General features: G+C 52.1%; 15 protein-coding genes. 12 read left to right on the top strand and 3 right to left on the bottom strand.

Annotated features, from left to right (window positions below; translation table 11 throughout):
* The 10 genes from ACW8F6_RS14415 to ACW8F6_RS14370 all read left to right on the top strand — a co-directional run.
* A partial coding sequence (locus tag ACW8F6_RS14415) for a signal peptidase II (protein WP_491576577.1) occupies positions 1 to 195 on the top strand: 195 nt, incomplete at its 5' end.
* Between the two features lies 1 nt (position 196).
* Positions 197 to 646, top strand: a complete 450-nt coding sequence (fkpB, locus tag ACW8F6_RS14410; protein WP_491576576.1) for an FKBP-type peptidyl-prolyl cis-trans isomerase — start codon at positions 197 to 199, stop codon at positions 644 to 646.
* A complete protein-coding gene (gene ispH, locus ACW8F6_RS14405) occupies positions 643 to 1584 on the top strand; it encodes a 4-hydroxy-3-methylbut-2-enyl diphosphate reductase (RefSeq protein ID WP_491576575.1) in 942 nt (313 codons plus the stop codon). Before fkpB ends, ispH begins: the two co-directional genes overlap by 4 nt.
* Positions 1585 to 1707: 123 nt before the next feature.
* Positions 1708 to 2244, top strand: coding sequence for a GspH/FimT family pseudopilin (locus ACW8F6_RS14400; RefSeq protein WP_491576574.1), 537 nt, complete (start codon positions 1708 to 1710; stop codon positions 2242 to 2244).
* Positions 2241 to 2735 (top strand): type IV pilus modification protein PilV, encoded by a 495-nt coding sequence (pilV, locus tag ACW8F6_RS14395; RefSeq protein WP_491576573.1) that lies wholly within the window; start codon positions 2241 to 2243, stop codon positions 2733 to 2735. Before ACW8F6_RS14400 ends, pilV begins: the two co-directional genes overlap by 4 nt.
* The gene (locus tag ACW8F6_RS14390) at positions 2732 to 3742 is read left to right on the top strand and encodes a prepilin-type N-terminal cleavage/methylation domain-containing protein (RefSeq protein ID WP_491576572.1); all 1011 of its coding nucleotides are present in this window, start codon (positions 2732 to 2734) and stop codon (positions 3740 to 3742) included. Before pilV ends, ACW8F6_RS14390 begins: the two co-directional genes overlap by 4 nt.
* Positions 3742 to 4371: a pilus assembly PilX family protein gene (locus ACW8F6_RS14385; RefSeq protein WP_491576571.1), complete on the top strand. Its 630-nt coding sequence runs from the start codon at positions 3742 to 3744 to the stop codon at positions 4369 to 4371. The genes ACW8F6_RS14390 and ACW8F6_RS14385 overlap by 1 nt, the downstream gene beginning before the upstream one ends.
* Positions 4361 to 7873 carry a pilus assembly protein gene (locus ACW8F6_RS14380; protein ID WP_491576570.1) on the top strand — a complete coding sequence of 1171 codons (3513 nt, stop codon included), beginning with the start codon at positions 4361 to 4363 and terminating at the stop codon, positions 7871 to 7873. The genes ACW8F6_RS14385 and ACW8F6_RS14380 overlap by 11 nt, the downstream gene beginning before the upstream one ends.
* Before the next feature lie 11 nt (positions 7874 to 7884).
* The gene (locus ACW8F6_RS14375) at positions 7885 to 8202 is read left to right on the top strand and encodes a hypothetical protein (protein WP_491576569.1); all 318 of its coding nucleotides are present in this window, start codon (positions 7885 to 7887) and stop codon (positions 8200 to 8202) included.
* Positions 8195 to 8677 carry a type IV pilin protein gene (locus ACW8F6_RS14370; protein ID WP_491576568.1) on the top strand — a complete coding sequence of 161 codons (483 nt, stop codon included), beginning with the start codon at positions 8195 to 8197 and terminating at the stop codon, positions 8675 to 8677. The genes ACW8F6_RS14375 and ACW8F6_RS14370 overlap by 8 nt, the downstream gene beginning before the upstream one ends.
* Here the strand turns inward: ACW8F6_RS14370 and ACW8F6_RS14365 are convergent.
* The 3 genes from ACW8F6_RS14365 to ACW8F6_RS14355 form a co-directional block, all read right to left on the bottom strand.
* Positions 8674 to 9246 (bottom strand): GspH/FimT family pseudopilin, encoded by a 573-nt coding sequence (locus ACW8F6_RS14365; RefSeq protein ID WP_491576567.1) that lies wholly within the window; start codon positions 9244 to 9246, stop codon positions 8674 to 8676. The genes ACW8F6_RS14370 and ACW8F6_RS14365 overlap by 4 nt on opposite strands.
* Before the next feature lie 193 nt (positions 9247 to 9439).
* On the bottom strand, positions 9440 to 10774 hold the full coding sequence (locus ACW8F6_RS14360) for a sigma-54-dependent transcriptional regulator (protein ID WP_491576578.1): 1335 nt from the start codon (positions 10772 to 10774) through the stop codon (positions 9440 to 9442).
* Positions 10771 to 12387 (bottom strand): sensor histidine kinase, encoded by a 1617-nt coding sequence (locus ACW8F6_RS14355; RefSeq protein ID WP_491576566.1) that lies wholly within the window; start codon positions 12385 to 12387, stop codon positions 10771 to 10773. The genes ACW8F6_RS14360 and ACW8F6_RS14355 overlap by 4 nt, the downstream gene beginning before the upstream one ends.
* Positions 12388 to 12615: 228 nt before the next feature.
* On the opposite strand from ACW8F6_RS14355, the gene ACW8F6_RS14350 reads away from it, so the two are divergent.
* Positions 12616 to 14247 (top strand): NAD+ synthase, encoded by a 1632-nt coding sequence (locus tag ACW8F6_RS14350; protein WP_491576565.1) that lies wholly within the window; start codon positions 12616 to 12618, stop codon positions 14245 to 14247.
* 50 nt (positions 14248 to 14297) lie between these two features.
* Entirely contained in the window at positions 14298 to 15173 is an 876-nt protein-coding gene (gene pssA / locus ACW8F6_RS14345; RefSeq protein ID WP_491576564.1) for a CDP-diacylglycerol--serine O-phosphatidyltransferase, read from the top strand.
* Positions 15174 to 15616: the final 443 nt, after the last annotated feature.

Below are 15616 nucleotides of genomic sequence, written 5' to 3'. Positions count from 1 at the left end.
CTCGGCGGGGCCGTGGGCAATTTAATCGATCGAGTACAGTTGGGCTACGTGGTGGACTTTATTTCTATGCACTATGAGGCGCACTATTGGCCCGCGTTTAATATTGCCGACAGTGGTATTTGCTTGGGTGTTGCCATGCTCATAATAGATATGCTGCGTAGTAAGCCGGCTGAAAAAGTTAATCAGGGTAATTAGTATGGTGCAGTTGGTAAGTGAGAATAGCCGTTTAAGCATTCACTTCGCGCTGAAGCTACGCGACGGCAGCGTGATAGATTCTAATTTCGACGGCGCGCCCGCCCAATTTGATTTCGGCGACGGCAGTTTGTTGCCAGGATTTGAGCGTTGCCTGTTGGGAATGAGTGCAGGGCAACGCGAAACCTTTGTTATCAAGCCGGAGCAGGGGTTTGGTCAGGCAAATCCAAACAATGTGCAGGTGATGCCACGCGCCACGTTTGCCGCTGATATGAATTTGGCAGAAGGTTTGGTGGTATCCTTTGCCGATGCTCAAAAGGCAGAGCTGCCGGGTGTTATCACCGCATTCGACGACGATGAAGTCACCGTTGATTTTAATCATCCGCTGGCTGGCCAAGAAATTATTTTTGACGTTCAGGTTGTTCACGTCGCTCAGCTGGAGGCTGGCCAATGACTGCGCCACAGATCAAACTGGCAAATCCTCGGGGGTTTTGTGCCGGCGTCGATCGGGCAATCGATATTGTGAACCGGGCCTTGGAGGTTTACGGCGCCCCGATTTACGTCCGCCACGAAGTGGTACACAACAAATATGTGGTGGACGATTTGCGTGCAAGGGGCGCGGTTTTTGTCGACGAATTGGACGAGGTGCCCGATGACACGATTGTTATCTTCAGCGCCCACGGGGTTTCGCAGGCAGTGCGCAAAGAAGCCGATGGCAGGCAACTAAAGGTGTTTGACGCAACTTGCCCGCTGGTGACAAAAGTTCACATTGAGGTCACCCGTTATTCTCGAGCGGGCAAAGAGTGCATTCTGATCGGCCATCAGGGGCACCCGGAGGTTGAGGGTACCATGGGGCAATACGATAGCGGCAACGGCGGTCGAATCTACCTGGTGGAAGATGAGGCAGACGTGGCGGCGCTACAGGTGCAAGATCCCGATAATCTGGCCTACGTGACGCAAACGACCCTGTCGATGGATGACACCTCCCTGGTCATCGACGCGCTGCGCGCCCGTTTTCCCAATATTCAAGGGCCGCGCAAAGATGATATTTGTTACGCCACGACCAACAGACAAGATGCAGTCAAGCAGCTCGCCTTAGAGTGTGATTTGGTGCTGGTGGTGGGCTCTGTGAACAGCTCTAACTCAAATCGACTACGCGAATTGGCCGAGCGCTGCGGTGCCAGCGCATACCTCATTGATTCTGAAAAAGATATTGATGCTGCCTGGCTTGCAGGTAAGCGCGCTATCGGCGTCACAGCCGGCGCTTCTGCCCCCGAGGTGTTGGTACGCTCAGTGATTGCGCATCTGGAGCAGCTGGGCGCTGAGCAGCCTAGCGAAATGGCTGGCGCTCTCGAAACGATCAACTTCTCGCTCCCTCGCGAGCTGCGCTAGGATTTGTGAGGCGCTTCACAGTCTTTGGGCTGTGAGGTGCTTAGCTTAGTCGCTGGTCGCGATACCTTTCCGTCTATCGCCCCCCTACGGTGGACTTCCCCTGCCTTTGGTATAAATGATCCTATGAACAAAATAGTCGGATTTACACTTGTTGAGTTAATGATCACCCTCTTGGTGGCTGCCATCTTAGTGGGTGCAGGAATTCCAATGCTTGGTAGCTTTCTCGTAGAGCGCTCTTTGGATTCAGATATAACTCGGTTTAACGGCGCACTAGCATTGGCGCGTTCCGAGGCCATTACTCGAGGAAAAAACGTCGTGGTCTGTCCGTCGAATGACGGTGAAAACTGCTTGGCTTCCACCGATTGGGCAGGAGGCTGGATAGTGTTTCGCGATTTGAATAGTGACCAGACTGTCAATTTGGGTACTAAAGCGTGCGCGGCAACGGAGGATTGTATTCTCCGCTATGACCAAGGGATGAAAGATGCCACCAAGCTAACCGCTGGCGCCAGCTATCTAGGCTTTAATGGCCGCGGTGAGCGCATTGCAGGTAGCAGCACCTCATTAAAAATCTGCACTCCAAAAGCGCGCACAGTGAGTACCCTGACGGTCGCGCCATCTGGCAGCGTCTCCATCGCTAAGAAAGAAGAGGTGTGTTCATGAGCCAAGCTAGGCATCAGGCCGGTGCCACCATGATCGAACTGATGGTGGCGCTATTTGTGTTAGCTATTGGATTATTGGGTGCGTTGGCGCTGCAGCTTGGCAGCGTCCGAAGTAACCAGAGCGCCGTTTTTGCCTCTGAGGCTCAGGTGCTGGCGGTGAATATGGTTGACCGGATATTGGCTTACAACGATGTATTGATCACCACCGATGACGACGATTATCACGGCATAGACACTTACACTGCGGTCACTATGCCCAGTTGCGCGACCTCTGGATGCACCGCTGCGCAGCAAAAGACTCTGGATACCGCCACCTGGAGGGAAGAACTAACCAGCCGGTTACCCGGCGGCAGAGGGACGGTGAATTATGCCGGCGGCGTTTATACGGTGTTGGTGATGTGGGATCGCGATGTCACGGGCGCCTCTAATCTGGGCTGCGGTGGCAACCCCAAGGTGGACTTAACCTGCTATCAAATGGAGTTCAGGTTGTGAGAATCGCTATGCAACAGCGGGGTATGACCCTGGTTGAATTGATGGTCTCCATCACCATCAGTTTGATTATTATGGCCGGCGTGGTGCAATTGTACTTTACCGCCTCGCAGACCCAGCGCTCGCAAGAGGGTGTGGCGCGTATCCAGGAAAACATGCGTTATCTGTTTGGTGTGCTTGAGGAGGATGTTTCGCAAACCGGCCACGTCGGTTGTATCCCCTTTGAGGGCGGCACCGGTGACGATGCGCTGATTAAGGTGCATCTGGCCGATCGCAAAGCCGGTTACTATGATTTTGAAAATTTTCTGTCTGGCAAAGATAACACGGGTCTTAGAAACAGCGACGAATTGACTATCCGCTATTTCAGTGCAGCTTCGCAGATTCCGTTGTTGGAAGGGGGCATGTCCGATGAAACTGCCTCTATTCCGCTCAATGCTGCCGACCCGCGTTATAGCCTGTTAAAACGCTACGATGTGGCACTCATTACCGACTGTTCGTTCGCCGATGTTTTTATGATTACCAATACGCCAGGGCCTGGCGGTTTAATTGAACACAACTCGGTCACTGCCTCGCCGGAGGGGCAGTCAAATACCTCGCCGGCCTTTCAGCGGGTATACGGTGCGCTAAATATGGATACCGGTTCGCCTGCCTATTTATACGCTGGAACCTCTGCTGCTATAGAGTGGAAATTGGGCACCAGCGCTGCCGCTACGGCACCTGAGGTTTGTTCAGATGCAACGCCCCAATACTGTGCTTTGCTGCGCAATGGTGAAGAGCTGGCTGAAGGGGTGGAAAATTTGCAGATAGAATACGGATGGCTAGATGCTGCAGGTAAATTATTTATCGGTGATGCCAGCAGTGTTACCGATTGGAACGACGTCGATCGTGTCATTTTAAATCTCACCCTTAATTCGGTGCTCTACGCGCCTACTAACGACGGTAGCCCGTTAACCCGAAAAACCGTTTCGAAAACAATTATGTTAAGAAATCAGCTGCCGGGAGCGTTGTGATGCAGATTACTACTCAACTGCCCTCTCGCCAAGGCGGTGCAGTTTTGGTCATTGCCATGGTGTTGTTGCTGGTAATGAGCTTGATTGGCTTGTCATCGGTGGTGTCCAGCACCTTGCAAGAAAAAATGGCCAGCAATAGTCAGCAGCGGGCACTGTCGCGCTACGCTGCCGAAACTGCATTGCGTGCGGCCGAGGCCTATCTATCCGCTAACATTAATGCCACGTCTCAGCTGGCTAAGTTTGATGGTACAACCGATGGCTTATACGCCGCTTACCCAGTGCCGGGTATTTTATTTATCAACGACCTTGCGAAATTGGAGGCTGAATTTAATCCCAGCACCAAATCGGTGAGCGAGCCGGAGTCGTGGACGGGGACTAATAGTGTAGAAGTGCTGGATTTAAGTACCAAAGTAGTGTCGACTCGGCCGCGTTATGCCATCGAATATGTTGGCCGTCGCAGTCAAGGTGGTACACCTGTGTGGAGCCCCTCGGGGCCCATTGAGCGCGGTGCGCCGCACATCTTTAAAATCACGGCCATTGGCTGGGGGCGCGATCCCAGCGTCTACTCGGTATTGCAGTCGCATTTTATGACTGGCCAGGGCCCTGGCGTTTTTGAATATGAAGAGTAATAACACTGACAATTGTCAGGAGGTTGGTTGTATGAACAAGCGTGTAGCAGCAATGCGTAACGGTGCTTACCATGTGTTGGCCTGTTTTCTCGCCGTGGGCACATCGGCCTCTGTGTTGGCCGCTCCCGGTGAGCTATCAAAAACACCGCTTTACCTGACAACCCAGGTCCAGCCGAATATTCTGATGGTCGTGGATGATTCGGGTTCAATGGATTGGGAAAACCTGCTCACGAATGACGCGATTGCGGCGCACGGGGTATCCAACACACCTGAGAATAATTCCGGTACCCGCTATCTAGATTGGACCCCAGATTCTGATCAAGAGAAGCGAGAGTGGTGCGTTGCCTACAATGCCATGGCCTATAACCCGGCTCGTACCTATACGCCTTGGGTGGGCGTTGATGAAGATGGCGACGCCTTTACAAACAGCAATTATTTCGACGCCTACAGCGACCCCTACTTTAAAACAGGCAAGGTGGATTTGTCTGATGATTTTAATACGTGGGGCGGCTTCTATTACCCCTGGGTAGACGCGAATGGCGACGGCCGCTATCAAGACGGTGAGTGCCGAATTGCCGATACAGATCGCGTAGATATTGGCACTTTAACTGCAGCCCACAGACAGAACTTTGCCAATTGGTATACCTATTACCGCAAGCGTGAATACGTTTCTAAGCGAGCGCTGTCTGAAATTATCAGTAACTCTAAAGCACGGATTGGATTGGCGACTTTGCACAATAACAATGGCGTCGGCACCTTAGTTAAAGACGTGGACGATATTACGGTGCCTGTGAATACCACTGCGCGCACGAGTAAAAATACCGTACTTCGAAACTTGTTCCGCATTAACTCCAGTGGTGGTACGCCACTGCGGACTCGATTACTCCAGGCGGGCAAGTACTTCGACAAGTCGGATACGCCCTCCGATTGGTTTTTTGGCATCAATTCGCCCAGCTCGCCAATCCATAGCGTGGCAGATGGCGGTGAGTGTCAACAAAATTACACCGTACTAATGTCAGATGGATATTGGAACGGTGGTAGTCCTGGCGTGGGCAATGAAGACGGCAACAATAACTCATCATTTGATGGGGGCGTTTACGGAGACAATTACTCCAATACGCTGGCCGACGTTGCAATGCGCTACTACGAAAAGGATTTGGCACCAACCTACGCGGACAAGTTACCGGGCAGCACTATCGACCCCAACACCGCACAGCATATGGTGACTTACACCGTTGCGCTGGGTGTGAATGGCACACTCACCGGCCCGGGGCCTGGAGGTGGACCAGATGACCCTGAGGCAGCCAGTTTTCCTTGGACGGAACCAGTTGCAAACACCAATACCACGGTTGATGACATGGTGCACGCCGCGTGGAATGGTCGCGGGGAATACCTGAGCGCAAATAATACCGACGAGCTGATCGCTGCATTGGGGCGTGCCTTTTTGAGTATTGATGAGCGTCAGGGCTCCTCCTCGGCCGTGAGTTTTAACTCCACACGGGTTGATGCGGGTACCTTCGCCTTCCAGGCAAAATTTGATTCGAGTGGCTGGCATGGCGATCTACTGGCATTTGAAATTGAAGACGGGCTGAAAGATGACGGCTCGGGTGACCCGGATACCAGCGAAACACCGGGCGAAATTGGCGCACAACAGTGGTCTGCGGCCACTCGTTTGGATTCGCGTAATTTGTTACTGCGGCCTCGTGAGATTGTGACGTTTAATGGCTCGCGCGGCGTGGCCTTTAGGGCTCCTAGCAATTACACCCTGCCTGCGACTACAGAGCTTCAAGCAGCACAGCTGGCGGATTTGATGAAGAATGCGCCCAATCCATTGACGACATTGAATGCAACACAGCGCGCTGAAAACCAGGCGTATTTGACGAATATTGTGGAATATTTCCGGGGTAGTAGTTTAAATGAGGGTGTATCTGCAGGGCAATTTCGTTCGCGGTTTGGCAAGCGACTGGGTGATATCATTAGCTCTTCACCTGCATTTTCTGGAGCACCTAATGCACGTTATCCAGACACCATTGAATCGTCGTTGCCAGCAGATAGTTACGACACCTATGTCAAAAACAATGCGAGCCGTACGCCCTTAGTATTCGTGGGCGCTAATGATGGGATGTTACATGCCTTTAACGGCAATACCGGCGAGGAGGAGTTTGCCTATATCCCTGGGTTGGTGTATTCCGCCAATAACTCACAAGGCATGCACTACCTAGCTGAGCAAAACTACGGCCATCAACCCTATGTGGATGGATCACCAACTGTTGCCGATGTGTACATAGGCAGTGCCTGGAAAACCTATTTGGTAGGTGCAATGGGCGGTGGTGCAAAGGGCATTTTTGTATTGGATGTAACCGATCCGGGTAAGCTGAGGGAAGCCTTTGCCAACGATGTGGTTAAATTTGAATTTACTCACAATGATTTGGGCTACACATTCAGCAAACCGCAAATTGGACGTATGAATAACGGTAAGTGGGCGGCTATATTTGGCAATGGATATAACAGCGATCCAACCGGTGACGGAAAAGCTAAGTTATTTATCGTTTACCTCGATGGCTCTGGTTATAAGGTCATTAGCACTGGCGCTGGATCTATCAGCAGTTCGAACTGTGAGAATTCCAGTAGTGATTGTAATGGCCTTTCTACGCCGTTCATATTGGATCACACGGGCGATGCGCGTATCGATAGAGCCTATGCGGGAGATCTACACGGTAATTTGTGGGTGTTTGATCTAAGCGATAGCAACACCAATAACTGGGATGTCGAGTACAAGTCAGGTAGCACGCCGGTGCCGCTGTTCCAAGCATGTTCGGCAGAGGTGTGTACGCCTGCGACGCGCCAGCCGATTACTAGTATGCCTGTCATCGGCGTGCACCCCACTCGCAGGACCGCGGCAACTTGGCCAAATCTGATGGTGTATTTCGGTACGGGGCAGTATATTGCTACAAACGATAACTTCACCACTTCCACGCAGTCGGCTTACGGTATTTGGGATGCAGGTGCCGCCTACATTGGGCAGCCACGGTCCAAGTTGGTGGAGCAAACCATTACTAATTCCGGCGATACCCGCGATTTAACCAGTCATGTTGTCAATTATATTCCTGGCAACAGCACCTCTAAGTACGGCTGGTATGAGGATTTTCCGGATTCGGGCGAGCGAACGGTTATCGAAATGCTGGTCGATCGGGATGTACTGTTCTATGCCACCTTGGTGCCAGAGAACACGCAATGTTCACCAGGGGGGACAGGCTACCTGATGTTTGTTGATCGAATGACCGGTGGTAAAACAAGCTTTGCTGTGTTGGATTTAGATAACAATAAAATCTTTGATGATGCGATTGTTAATGGTAAAAGCTTGGGCGCAATTCCCGGTGGTTTAAGTAAGATTTCAAGCCGTCTGTTTACAGCTGACTCGCTTGGTCAGATCAATAGCTATCAGGTGCAAACAGGTGAGGCCAAGCCGTCTCGCCGTACCTCGTGGTCAGTGATTCACTAAGGAGCAAGCACATGAAGCGATTCTCTATTTTGATTGTGAGTTTGTTTTTGGCGGTGGGCATTTCAGCTAAAGAGTTTGAAAGCTTGGGTGTTGTTGATGGTATCCTCGATGACTATAAGCGCGTGGTGATTGATGATGCTGCCTATCCAATGGCCTTGAATGTAAAAGTTTATGATGTGAAGGGTAAAGCCAGTAATCGCTATTTGCTTAAGGCGGGGGATATTGTGACTTACCGCTTTACGCCAGGCGCGAATGGCTACAACCAAGTCACTCACATTCAGCTGATGCCGCCGGGTACGTCGATAAATGTAAGGCGGGGTGATGATTAACGTGAAAAGTTTTTGCCGACAGCAAGCACAAAATGGCTTTACTCTAACCGAGTTGCTTATGGTTGTAGCAATAGTGGGAATACTAGCTGCTATTGCGATTCCTGCATACAACGAACAAACTCAGCGCGCTAGGCGAGCCGATGGCAAGGCTTACTTAATGCAATTGACCAGTTTGCAAGAACGCTTTTTTACCCAGTATATTTCTTACACCTCTGTGCTAACGGGGCCAAGTGGTTGCACTGGTGCTGCCTGTGGTCTGAATTTGGACAGCTTATCCAGCACTGAAGGCATGTATACTATGTCGGTTACGGTGCAGCCAGCAGGCTGTGGGCCAACGGCAGCAACTCGCTGCCGTACTTACGAGTTAACGGCAACACCTGTGCAGGCTGATCCTAAGTGCACAACAATCTCCATTACTAACACGGGCGAGAAAAAAGCCACGCCCGCGGCCAATGCAGATTACTGTTGGCGTTAAATACAGCTAGATCGTCGGTATTCGGCGGGCGCTGCCTGCCGAGTACGGCCGCTTTTATGAAGTAGCACCTGCCTCTCCTCGGATTGATCTCCTTTGCGCATACAGATATAAAAGCGCCCATTTTGATGGGCGGTAAATCCTTCGTGGGTAAACGCTATAGAGGCCTTTCTGCCAAAAGCGCGCCAATCCAATGTAATGGATTTGGAAGAGGGCCGATAATGCACCAATATATGATCGCCGTCGCTCAAAGTGCCGTCTTTGTCGTGGTCTACAAACGCAATGGCGTCAGCCGTCCATCGTTTGGCGCAGCTTGAGTGGTTGCTTGTGGGGCAAATGATCGTCGGTTTGCGATGGGACATGGCAAGTTGACGAGCCGCTTGAACAAAGTGCATAAGTTGTTCGGTGGTGCTGGTGAGATGCCGGGTGTTTAACATGGAAAAGGTCGCACTTGCGCCCAGTGTAAGCAATGCGACGATTCCAACAGTGAAGAGTAATTCAATAAGGGTAAAGGCTTTTTGATACGCGAGCACCTGGGGTTTGCACGGCGCGTTCCTGCTGCTATCAGACATCTCACCATCCTTGGTTGTCTACTGGCTGTCGCTGATTCTGTCGCAGCTCTACGCCGATGTCGAGAAATCGGGGTTGAAACAGTTAAAAAGTATTAGCTTTCAAGGGCCGATCAAACCAAAAAATGAACTATGCGTCTGAGGCAGATTCTTTGGCAGTCAAGCGACTTATTAGTCTTTACGCTGAAGTTTGAGGTTAATTGTCCAGGCCTAGCTTGCGCAATCTGTAGCGCAGGGAGCGGAAAGTGATGCCCAGTATGCGGGCTGCCTCAGTTCTGTTCCAGCGAGTTTTTTCAAGAGCATTTACTATCAAATCTCGCTCAATTTCTGCGAGGTGTTCATCGAGCGCATGGCCTTGAAGTTCGGTGGAATTGCTTGCTGATTCGCTGCGGGTTAGCTGCTGTAATTGCAGATCCACGGCTTGAATAAGGTTGTGTTCGCAAAGTGTAAATGCGCGCTCCAAAACGTTTTCCAGCTCCCTTACATTGCCCGGGAATGTGTATTCCATCAGATCGCTCAGTGCCGCGGCTGATAGCTGCACCGGCTCGGTTTTGTACTCGCTGGCAAGGCGACGCAATATAGCCTCGGCTAATACAGGAATATCTTTTTTGCGCTCGCGCAGCGCTGGGGCGGATAGCTCGATAACATTGATACGGTAATACAAATCCTGTCGGAAATTGCCATTTTTTATCTCATTGCGCAAGTCTTTGTGCGTAGCGCTGAGTATTCTGACGTTCGTCGGTAGTTCTTGTTGGGTACCAATGGGTCGCACGGCTTTTTCCTGAATAGCGCGAAGTAATTTTACTTGCATGTCCATTGGTAAGTCTGCCACCTCATCCAAAAACAAAGTGCCATTTTCGGCTGCCTGAAAAAGCCCGGACTTGTCGGTGTTTGCGCCGGTAAAGCTGCCTTTTTTGTGGCCGAAAAATTCACTTTCCATAAGCTCTCTGGGGATGGCGCCACAGTTTACGGCGATGAAGGGTTCCTCTGCTCTAGGGCCCTGCAAATGTATGGAGCGGGCGATTAACTCCTTGCCAGAGCCAGACTCACCGGTAATCAATACCGGCGCCTGGCTGCGGGAGAGCTTCCTGATTTGTTGCTTAAGGCGGTCCATAGCTTCCGTTTTACCTACTAGCAAGGTGTTTTCCGGAAGTGTTTCCTTTGCTGGAACTTTTATGGCGATAGAGACCAGTTTGCGTAGGCGGTCGATGTCTATGGGCTTGGATAAGAAGTCGAACGCGCCGGCTTTCATGGATTCGATGGCGGTATCGACATTACCATGGGCGGTGATGACCGCCACGGGGGTATTGGCATACTTTTCTTGGATTAACTTTACAAGGGCGATACCATTGCCATCGGGTAGGCGCATGTCGGTAAGGCAAATATCGTATTTACGTTGAGCAAGTTGAGCTTTGGCCGTGGTTAGATCTTCTGCGGTGTCGCACTGAACGCCCATGCGAGACAGCGTAATGTTCAACAGTTCTAAGATGTCGGGTTCGTCATCCACAATGAGAGCGTGGCTGGTCATCAGTTGAGTACTCGCTGTTCATGAGTTAAGCAGATGCGAAAGCAGCTTTTTCCGTCGGCTGTTGGTTTGTATTCTAGGCTGGCCTCATTGGCGTCGCAAAGCTCTTTCGATAGATACAGTCCCAACCCTGTGCCTTTTGGATTGTCGGTATTGAAGGGCTCGAAAAGTTGGGCAGAGAGTTGGGCGGGTACGCCTGGGCCTTCGTCGATAACGTCAATGTATGGCAGACCAAATCGCTCATCGATACCGGTGGCAAGGGTGATGTGCGATATGCCCGTGGCCTGTCTACTGTAGCGTAAACCGTTGTCGCAGATGTTTGTCATCACTTGATGTAATTGAGAGGTATCCATAGTGCCAATTAAGTTGTCGGTGTAGTGGTGTACCGTCACACTGGTGTTTGCATCGGGTGCCTGTTTGAGCTCTTCGGCAAAGTTATTCACCCAAGTAATGAGATTAAATGTCTCTGCCTTTACCTGCTGGCGACGCGACAGTTGCAGCACATTTTCGATAATGGCATTCACCCGCTCTGAGTGGCGGGCAATAATGGCGGTCAATTTTTTATCTTCCGGGTCCAGGTTAGGCGCCTCGGCAAGGAGCTGACCTGCATGGCTGATGGCGCCCAGTGGATTGCGCACCTCGTGAGCAATGCTCGCCGTCAATCGCCCCAGAGATGCTAGTTTAAGTTGCTGTGCCTGTTGAATCAGTTGTCGATTGTCTTCAAGAAATATCAGCGTGTCACTTTGTTGATCAATCTTTAGCGCGGCAAAACTTACGCGTACTTCTTTACTGCTGCCTTCGGGCTTGTAAATCTGTTGTTTGCTTGCGCCACTGGCCTCCCAGTGGTTCAGCATTTGCTCAATGTCTGCCGGTAGCGCGGTTATGGGTTCTGTAGCTGGTCTACTTAATAGCCGATACGCGGCGTTATTCGCAAGTAGGAGCCGGCGTTCGCGATTGACGGCAATAATTCCCGTGTTCATGCGCTCAACCACCTGTTGCGCCAGCGATTGCAAGTGTTGCGCATAGGCGGCTTGGCTGCGCGCTTCTGCTTGGCTGGTTTGCAGTCGCAACGTGATATAGCGAAAAAGTAATGCCGTTAAAAATAGCAGTATACCTAGTGCGCCTGCGGCAAACAGGCTTTTGTCGGCGCCCTGTGGCCTTACGGCCTCAAGAATACCCGAACCGATAGCGGCAATACTTGCAAAAGAGGCCAGTAATAAAGAGAGTTGCTGATTCAGGAAAATGCCGCCGTAAGCGACGGTAATGATAAGCAGGTAGCCCAGGCCCGACGTATTGCTGCCACTGCTGTATACAAGCAGTGTGATTGCCAATACATCTATGCAGAGCTGGGCTAGCAGTTGGCGCTGGGTGGGTTGGAAATTTTTGCGCCAAAGTGAGAGCAGTGTCCAGATGCCGATAGCGGTATAGGTTATGCAAGTATAAGAAAAGATGTCTGGCGCGCTGTTACCCAGGAGTTTAGGGGTGATCCCTCCGTGAAACATAAACAGCAGCAGGCTGCCCAGCAAGACGCGGTAGTAGCTATAAACGCGCAGTAACGTCAGTGTGCTTTCTAGCCCAAGAAGTTCATCCTGGGCCAGCGTTGATTCGCTCGTAGTCATGGCTATCTTCAGTGTGAGTCAGGCGCTTACTATATCGCAGTCGCGGCCGGCGGGGGCATCCACTAAGGTACTTAGCCCTAGTGAGGTTGGCGAATAGTCAGTGCGGTAGGGCGGCGCTCTTTGTTGCGATGCCTGAGAAGCGTGCTGTGGGCCTTCTTTATGGGAGGGTACTTTGCTTTCAGATGCACTTTCAAAGACAATAGCGCCCCCGAAATTGGGTTGTAAGCTATGAAAACTGAATCGATCAGGCTGGTACTGGCCCAGCTGAATCCGTTGGTTGGCGATATCGACGGCAACACAGATAGCGTCATTCAGGCCGCTCAAGAGGCCGAGCGGGACTTAGGTGCAAACCTTGTCATGTTCCCCGAGTTGATGTTGACGGGTTATCCGCCCGAGGATCTGCTGTTGCGTCCGAGCCTGGAGTGGCGAATTGAACGCGCCATTACCCGCCTTTGTGATGCGAAGCTCAATGCAGCGTTATTGGTGGGCTACCCCAAAGTTGTCGCCGGTTGTGTATTCAATATGGCGGGGTTCATCTGGAACGGGAAGTTGGTGGCAGAGTACGCCAAGCAATGCTTGCCCAATTACCAGGTTTTTGACGAAAAGCGGTATTTCCTGCCGGGCAATCAGGCCTGCGTCGTCGAGTTTGCTGGTACCAAAATGGCCATCACGGTCTGCGAAGATATTTGGCAGGCCGAGCCCATGTTGCAGGCCAAGGCGGCTGGTGCCCAATTGATGCTAAATATTAATGCGTCGCCCTACCATCGAGGCAAAACGGCCGAGCGGCGCCAGTTGCTGGCGGAGCGTGCAAAGCAGGGCGCTATGCCCGTGGTCTACGTCAACCAGGTCGGTGGGCAAGATGAGTTAGTGTTTGACGGCCACTCGATGGCCGTGAATGCCGATGGCACACTTGCCATGCAGGCACCCGCCTTTGAGGCGGGGCTATATCCGCTAGATGTGGCATTGGCCCCTGTGCCGCAACTGGTGCCCGGCCCCCAGTTACCCGACTTGCCGTCGTTGGAAAGTGTTTATCGGGCGCTTGTGCTTGGGGTGCGTGACTATGTAAACAAAAACGGTTTTAAAGGCGTGGTGCTGGGGCTGTCGGGCGGCATAGATTCAGCCTTGACCTTGGCGATTGCCGTAGATGCACTGGGTGCCGAAAGCGTCAGTGCAGTGATGATGCCGTTTCGCTACACCTCTGAACTCAGCCAGACCGATGCGGCTGATCAGGCGCGCCGAATGGGTGTGAATTACCGCTCGATAGGGATAGAACCAATTTACACGGCGTTCGCCGATGGCTTGGCAGGCGAGTTTCAGGGCTTGGCTCTGGATGCCACCGAAGAAAATCTCCAGGCTCGCTGCCGGGGTGTGTTGTTAATGGCACTGTCTAATAAGAAGGGGCTGCTCGTCTTAACCACGGGTAACAAAAGTGAACTGGCCGTGGGTTACTCTACATTGTACGGGGATATGGCAGGTGGTTTTGATGTGCTCAAAGATGTACCCAAAACCGTGGTGTTCGAATTGGCGCGGTTCCGCAATACGGTGTCAGAGGTAATCCCCGTCAGTGTGATCGAGCGTCCGCCCTCCGCTGAGTTGCGGCCCGATCAAAAAGATGAAGACAGTCTACCGCCTTACGATGTGCTCGACGCCATCCTTGAGCGCTATGTGGAGCAAGATTGGAGTGCAGAGCAAATTGTGGCCGATGGGTTTGATTCCGCTCAGGTGCGACAGGTGCTGCGGCTGGTGGATCTCAATGAATACAAGCGCAGGCAGGCGCCTATCGGCCCAAGGCTGACAAAGCGTGGCTTCGGGCGCGATAGACGCTACCCAATTACCAACGGTTGGCGAATTGGTGACTAAGGCTCCGGGTGATAGACTCGAAGTGTTGCGCGTAAAACAATGGGAAATATATGACAGATAATTCAAAGCAATCCGGTGGCACTGACGCTCAGCCAGCTGGCACCTGTGAGTCGAGCGCCACCGAGCCGCTGACCACCACTCTGGTAGATGAGCATGTGGAAGTGGTGGAAGAAAATGGCAAAAAGGTGCGCCATAAAGGCATCTATTTACTGCCAAATCTTTTTACGACCGGCGCGCTCTTTTCGGGTTTTTACGCAATAATCTCAGGGATGAACCAGAGCTTCGAGGCGGCGGCCATTGCCATATTTGTGGCAATGCTGCTGGATGGGCTCGACGGGCGTGTTGCGCGATTAACCAATACCAGCAGCGCCTTTGGTGAGCAATACGATAGTCTCTCGGATATGGTGTCTTTTGGTGTTGCGCCGGCGCTGGTGATGTTCAGTTGGGCCTTGCAGGACCTCGGCAAGTTCGGTTGGGCCGCCGCGTTTACTTATTGCGCGGGCGGCGCGCTGCGCTTGGCGCGCTTCAATACCCAGATTGGCGTGGTGGATAAACGCTACTTTATTGGCTTGGCATCGCCCGCCGCTGCCGCATTAGTTGCCGGTACCGTGTGGGCGGGTGCCGAGTCGACGCCCGACGGAATCCTGCTGGTGTTTTGCGCGCTGGTGACGGCTTTTGCCGGCGTACTAATGGTTTCCAACGTGCGTTATACCAGCTTTAAAGAAGTGGACTTCAAGGGGCGAGTGCCGTTTGTTGTCATGTTGGCGATAGTGTTGGCTTTCGCCGTAGTCACTATCGATCCCCCCCGTATTTTGTTGGCGATCTTCGCGGGCTACGCCGCCTCTGGGCCGGTGATGGTGTTGTGGCGTAAGTTTCAGATGTACCGCAGCGCGCAGCGCGCTGCGGCTGGAGATCGGGATAGCTGAGTACTGGCAATATCTAAAGTCTGGGCTATAGTTTGTCGGTGGTTTTCCCCAGTTGACATCTCATAAAGTCTCCCCGATAATGCGCGCCCTGTTGAAAGCAGGGTGGTCGGCAAGATCGCTTTGAAATCAAAGGGTTGCAAGCGAAAGTTAAGTTTCAAAATTAATTTTCAAAAAGTGCTTGCAAGGCGCGCAAACTTCCGTAGAATGCGCGCCTCTCCAACGGGGAACGCCGATAAGGCGGCACGGAGGAGAGGGGGTTTGAAGTTCAAGGTGTTGGCTTAGCTAAGTGCCTGATTTCCAAAGTCCCGCCGGTTGATCGCTGATTTGAACGAAGTTTAAAAAAGTGATTGACAGGCAAAGCGAGATGCGTAAAATGCGCATCCCACGGTTGAGGCCCAGAGCGCCTAACCGAGATCTTTAACAGCTGAATCAAGCAATGCGTG

The sequence above is a fragment of the Simiduia sp. genome, assembly GCF_058345725.1.
Note: the sequence above shows the minus strand (reverse complement) of the source record. Positions and strands in the feature narration are given on the sequence as shown.